At 71.4% G+C, this 2,473-nt stretch carries 3 protein-coding genes; all 3 read right to left on the bottom strand.

Annotated elements, in window-relative coordinates:
- Positions 1–62: 62 nt before the first annotated feature.
- Complete coding sequence (locus WA805_RS24185; protein WP_422271917.1) at positions 63–434, bottom strand: YciI family protein; 372 nt, start codon at positions 432–434, stop codon at positions 63–65.
- 131 nt (positions 435–565) lie between these two features.
- Positions 566–1,594, bottom strand: coding sequence for a YihY/virulence factor BrkB family protein (locus WA805_RS24180; RefSeq protein WP_422341172.1), 1,029 nt, complete (start codon positions 1,592–1,594; stop codon positions 566–568).
- Positions 1,595–1,731: 137 nt separating this feature from the next.
- A partial coding sequence (locus WA805_RS24175; protein ID WP_425243477.1) for a phytanoyl-CoA dioxygenase family protein occupies positions 1,732–2,473 on the bottom strand: 742 nt, incomplete at its 5' end.

The raw sequence follows: 2,473 nt of genomic DNA, 5'->3' as shown, positions 1-2,473 counted from the left end.
CGCCGGCCCCGGCCCGCCCGCACCGGGACCAGGGCCGGCTTCCCGCCCGCTGCCACCTGACGTCAGCGTGTCCACGCGCCGTCGATGAAGGCGGTCGCGGTCGGGCGCACCTCGACCACGCCCCACTGGGCGCCAGGGCACTTCTCGGCCCAGCCGATGGCCGCGTCAAGGTCGGGCACCTCGACCATGAAGATCCCGGCCAGCGCCTCCTTCGTCTCGGCGAAGGGCCCGTCCTGCACCTGCAGCCCGCCGTCCCTGCGGGTCACGCTCGTGGTCCCGGAGGTCGGCTGGAGCACGTCGGCCGACAGCAGCACGCCGGCGGACTCCAGCGCACGGCCGTAGGCGCCGAACGCCTCCTTGGCCGCCTCGATGGCCTCCTCGCTGATCTCTCCCTCGCCGGGCTCCCGGTAGTGCATGAGCAGTGCGTAACGCATGATCGTTGCCTCCCATCTCAGTGTCGCGCCGATCGCGACAGCTGCACCGGGATGACGAACGAACAACGCCCAGATCGTCACCCGGGCGGCGCCGGGGCGCCAGTCGTGACGAGCCAGGGCAGGACGGGATGCTAGGGGTGTGGCGTGCGGCCCTGCTCGATGGCGTCGGATGCGGCCTGGTCGGCGGCGTCTTCCCCGAAGCCGACGCCGATCACCTGGTCGTCGCGGCGTTGCTCGGCATGGACGAGGGAGGCCAGCACCTGCCGGTCGGCGTCGGTCGGCTCGCCGCCCATGGGCAGGGCGCGCGGGTAGAGCCGACGGGCCAGGACCGGGTTCAGCTCCGCGCCGTACATGCTCAGCTTGGCGAGGATCAGCAGCAGCGCCACGATGCCGATGACGCTGCCGAACGCGCCGTAGGTCGCCGACGCGTTCTTGAGCTGGTGGGTCATGAGGCCGGTGCCGAGGGTGATCAGCGCGGTGAAGGCGATCGCGCCGAGGATCGCCCCGGGGAGCAGCCCGCGCGGGCCTATCACCTTCGCGGTGAGCACGGTGAAGGTGACCCAGTACAGCCCGACGTTGATGATCAGCAGGCCTGCCAGGACCAGGATCCGGATCGCGGAGCTTGTTGTGCCGGCGGTGGCGTAACCGGTGACGAAGGCGTTCACGATGAACGCGCCCCCGATGGTGATCAGGCCGGCCAGGCTGCGGCCAAGGCGCGGGAGGAAGCCGGTGCGCTGGGTCTGAGGGATATTCCACACCGTGGCCATCGCGTACTGCGCGGTCTGGGTCACCCCCTGCGCTCCGTACACCAGGCCGATCAGGCCGACGACCAGTCCGAGCGTGCTGCCGTGCAGCGCATCGGGGCTTGCCGGGTTGAAGCTGGTGCCGATGACCGGGAACTCGTGCAGCGTCTTGATGATGCCGTTCCCGATGGATGCCGCGCCGATGAACCCGAACAGCGTCACCACGACGAGCAGCAGCGGGAAGATCGCGGTAAATCCATACCAGGCCAGCGCGACGACCGCCAGGTTGGCGTTGTCGTCGCCGAATTTCTTCATCACCGCGTAGGGCACACCCGCCCACGGGACCCGCCGCTGCCAGCGGTCCGCCGCGCCCATCACTTTGCGCAGCGGCTCAACCGCGTTCACTGGGCGGTCCATGCGATGAGCGTGGCCCCGTTACTGGCGGCAACGAGCTTCAGGTCCATTCCCTGCTGATACCCGTCGCCCTGAGAACAAACGCCGCGGCAAAGCCACCGGCCGGACTGCGGCCAGCAGCGCGGGCCGCGACTGCTGCGTTAATGGACTGGGCCGGGCGGGGGTCGCCAGCGCTGCCAGGAGGAGTCGACGGTGAAGAGCTGGGACGGCCCAGGGGGGCGGGCGGTCAGCTCGCTGCGCGGTCGGAGCGTCAGGCCCGCGGGGACTGGTTCCCACCAGGGCTCGCGGCCCAGCAGCTGGCTGAATAGCTCGGCTGGCCGGCCCGCGGGTCCGAGGATCATCTCCGACGGTGCCGGGGATCTCGGCTGCTGCCAGCGGAAGTCGGCGGACAGCCGGAGCTGGTCGCCCGTGTTGGGGAGCGCCGCGTGCGGAGTCAGGCAGTGGAAGATGATCACATCCCCGGGGCTGTATCCGGTTGTGCTCCAGCCGGGCTCGGTGCCGGTCAGCAGCCGCGGCCGGCGGGGCCTGTCCCGGTGGCCGCCGGGGCGCACGGCGAGGCCGCCGAGTGTGGCCGGGACCTCGGCCAGCGGGAGCCAGGTGGTCAGCATGTCCTGGACTCCCGACCCCATGTAGTCGCAGTGGACGTACCGGCCGCGGGTCTGCCCGGCCGCGGACTCCGGCGCCACTGCGCGCAGTACCTTCACCGGGTAAGAGAAAGCCTGCGGGCCCAGGATGCGGCGGATCGTCTCGCGCAGCGGCGCCAGGTACGGGAGCGCGTTGAACGCCAGGCCCGTCACCGCGGCGCGGTACGCCGGGTCGGCCAGCGCCTCCCGTGGTCCGGCTGCCCGGCCCAGCAGCGGTGACCCCGCCGCCGTCCAGCCG

It is taken from the genome of Trebonia sp. (assembly GCF_049794275.1).
Taxonomy (GTDB): Bacteria; Actinomycetota; Actinomycetes; order Streptosporangiales; family Streptosporangiaceae; genus Trebonia.
The sequence above is the reverse complement of the archived record's forward strand: the minus strand, read 5'-3'. Positions and strand labels throughout refer to the sequence as shown.